This window comes from Enterobacter cloacae complex sp. 6730903 (assembly GCF_048283985.1).
GTDB lineage: Bacteria > Pseudomonadota > Gammaproteobacteria > Enterobacterales > Enterobacteriaceae > Enterobacter > Enterobacter hormaechei_C.
The window spans coordinates 1-1,008 of the sequence record NZ_JBLVXX010000135.1; the positions used below are offsets into that span (position 1 = coordinate 1).

Sequence of the window (1,008 nt, forward strand, 5' to 3'; positions counted from 1 at the left end):
CCATTGGGCTGGGCGCACATTCTACTGACTGGCGAATATCTTTGGCCCAAGGAACCGAAAGCTTAGGGTGTCATTTCGCCCTCAGCCGGAACCGACCCCAATCAGGGCAGGGGGTAGGGTGGCATAATTTATAGCCCGGTAACCGGCTACGCCGGGCTTTCGGCGCCATTTGACTCCACAGACACATGTAACCTCATCTGGCGCCTCCATGCCGCTGACGCGGCATCCAGAAGTTTCCCGATGCTGTAAGTCTTAACGTCTGCTTTGTGCCAAATGCTGACGCTCAGGAATTGAGTTTCAGGTACTTTAAAAGCGAGGCTAGAGACTCGACAGGTCCAGCGTGACAACTAGGTGAGCGGGTTTCATCCCAGGGCATTGCATCATCAGTGCAGAAGTCTCCTGCACATTCCATTTCAAGACGTTCGTCAATTAAACCAACAGGAACCCAGACATAAGGTACATCTCGCAGACTGTTAGGCACAGTTGAGCCACATACATTGCAAAAATCTGTACGGTACCCCGTTGGCTTAGACCATGAAGCAATGCAGTTTTCCCCTTTAATCCAGCGAAACTCACTGTCTTTGACTAGTGTGGCGAGATTGTAACCCACGCCGCTCTGCTTTCTGCAAAGCGAGCAATGACAACGATAAAACACTGCTGGTTTATGAGTAAGTTCAAATTCAATTGTTCCACACAAACAAGATCCATTCATTTCAAAACCATTCCTGCAAGGCCTAAGAGATTTTATGAAACATTACCATCTTTTTTGTACTGAATAGGAGCGCTCTTTTTGGCAACTCAAAATCAGCTATCAGTCGGTCTGAATATCCGCTCTTCGCTCATAACGGACTGCGCTCACTTATTGCAGCGAGCGTTACCTTGTGTTTAATGCCAGCCTGGTATAGTCAGGGGCTTTGTTGAATAAATCAGATTTCGGGTAAGTCTCCCCCGTAGCGGGTTGTGTTTTCAGGCAATACGCACGCTTTCAGGCATACCTGCTTTCGTCAT

The 1,008-nt window shown here is 48.4% G+C and carries 1 protein-coding gene; it reads right to left on the reverse strand.

Going from position 1 to position 1,008, the window contains the following annotated elements; genetic code table 11:
* Positions 1-283: 283 nt before the first annotated feature.
* A complete protein-coding gene (locus ACNQ0W_RS25195) occupies positions 284-712 on the reverse strand; it encodes a GFA family protein (protein ID WP_001554382.1) in 429 nt (142 codons plus the stop codon).
* Positions 713-1,008: the final 296 nt, after the last annotated feature.